This is a genomic window from Pseudomonas sp. 18.1.10, assembly GCF_024655625.1.
Lineage (GTDB): Bacteria > Pseudomonadota > Gammaproteobacteria > Pseudomonadales > Pseudomonadaceae > Aquipseudomonas.
In genome coordinates this window covers 1-1,795 of record NZ_JANLGL010000438.1, presented here as the reverse complement: position 1 = coordinate 1,795, position 1,795 = coordinate 1, and the positions used below count along the sequence as shown (strand labels likewise).

The window sequence follows — 1,795 nt, the reverse complement described above, 5'->3', positions numbered from 1 at the left end:
AGGAGTGTCAGTCAGCAAATGTATTGACTGATACACCGCATTCGCGAGCAAGCCCGCTCCCACACAAGCCTCCTGCCACATCTGAACCGATTGATACCTGTCAACACGGAGTGCGGCCATTGGGTCCATGCTTGCCGCCTGATTCAAAGGCTGACGGAGCCCGCCATGAACGCCCCCGCAACAACCGCCGCATCCTTCAAACTCCCCCTGGGCCTGGTCGTCGCCGTGCTGGTGATGGCCGGGGTCCTGCTGTTGCCGCTGCCCGCCGATTTGCCGGTGGCCGGGCATCGCATGCTGGCGATCCTCGCGTTTGCCGTGGTGGTGTGGATCACCGAGGCGGTGTCCTATGAAGCCAGCGCGATCATGATTACCTCGCTGATGGCGTTCCTGCTGGGCACCGCGCCGTCGCTGCAAGACCCCGCGCATCTGATCGGCACCAGCCCGGCCATCAGCATGGCGTTGACCGGGTTTTCCAACCCGGCGCTGGCGCTGGTGGCGGGTGCGCTGTTTATCGCGGCGGCGATGACCCACACCGGTCTCGACCGGCGCATTGCGCTGGTGACGTTGAGCCGGGTCGGCACCAGCACGCGGCGCATCCTGCTGGGGGCGATTGCCGTGACCATCCTGCTCAGCCTGGTGGTGCCCAGCGCCACGGCGCGCAGTGCTTGTGTGGTGCCGATCATGATGGGCGTGATCGCGGCGTTTGGCGTCGACAAGCGCTCGAACATCGCCGCCGGCATCATGATCGTGGTGGCCCAGGGCACCAGCATCTGGAACGTCGGCATCCAGACCGCCGCCGCGCAGAACCTGCTGACCGTCGGCTTTATGGACAAGATGCTCGGCCAGCGCGTGTCGTGGATCGACTGGCTGATCGCGGGCGCGCCGTGGGCGTTGATTATGTCGGCGGTGTTGCTGTTTCTGGTGCTCAAGCTGCTGCCGCCCGAGACCGAGAGTATTCCCGGTGGCAAAGAGGCGGTGGCCCAGTCGCTGGTGGACATCGGCCCGATGACCGGGCCGCAGAAGCGCCTGCTGGGCGTGTCGGTCTTGCTGCTGCTGGCCTGGGCCACGGAAGGGCGTCTGCATAACTTCGACACCACCTCGACCACCTACGCCGGCTTGGTGTTCCTGCTGTTGCCGGGGCTTGGCGTGATGACCTGGAAGGATGTGCAGTCGCGGATTCCGTGGGGCACGGTGATTGTGTTTGGTGTGGGCATCAGCCTGGGGACGGCGCTGCTCACTACCCAGGCGGGGCAGTGGTTGGGCGCTACGGTGGTGGCGCATACCGGGTTGGATCAGGTGGGGCCGTTGGGGGTGTTTGCGATCCTGGGGGCGTTTTTGATTCTGATTCATTTGGGGTTTGCCAGTGCTACGGCGTTGACCTCGGCGTTGTTGCCGATCCTGATTGCGGTGCTGCAGACCTTGCCGGGGGATTTCAGTCGGTTGGGGATGACCATGTTGCTGGGGTTTGTGATGAGCTATGGGTTTATCCTGCCGATCAATGCGCCGCAGAATATGGTGTGTTTGGGGACGGGGACGTTTACGGCGCGGCAGTTTGCCAAGGTGGGGATTTTGGTGACGCTGATTGGGTATGGGTTGATGTTGGTGTTTGCGGGGACTTATTGGAGTTGGTTGGGGTGGATTTGAAATTGCTGGTGTACATATCCGTTTCTTCGGTAACGGCGACTTAGGGTTCCGCCCTTACGGCGGGTCACTTTGCAAAAGCGGCAAAGTAACCAAAGCGCTCTTGCCCCAACACTCGGCACCTCGCCTAGGCTCGGTGTGCCCGAACGCAGGC

General features: G+C 62.7%; 1 protein-coding gene. It reads left to right on the top strand.

The genetic code is table 11. The features are described from left to right. Positions 1 to 165: 165 nt before the first annotated feature. The gene (locus tag NUV89_RS29550) at positions 166 to 1,644 is read left to right on the top strand and encodes an anion permease (RefSeq protein ID WP_257784101.1); all 1,479 of its coding nucleotides are present in this window, start codon (positions 166 to 168) and stop codon (positions 1,642 to 1,644) included. The last annotated feature ends 151 nt before the right edge of the window (positions 1,645 to 1,795 follow it).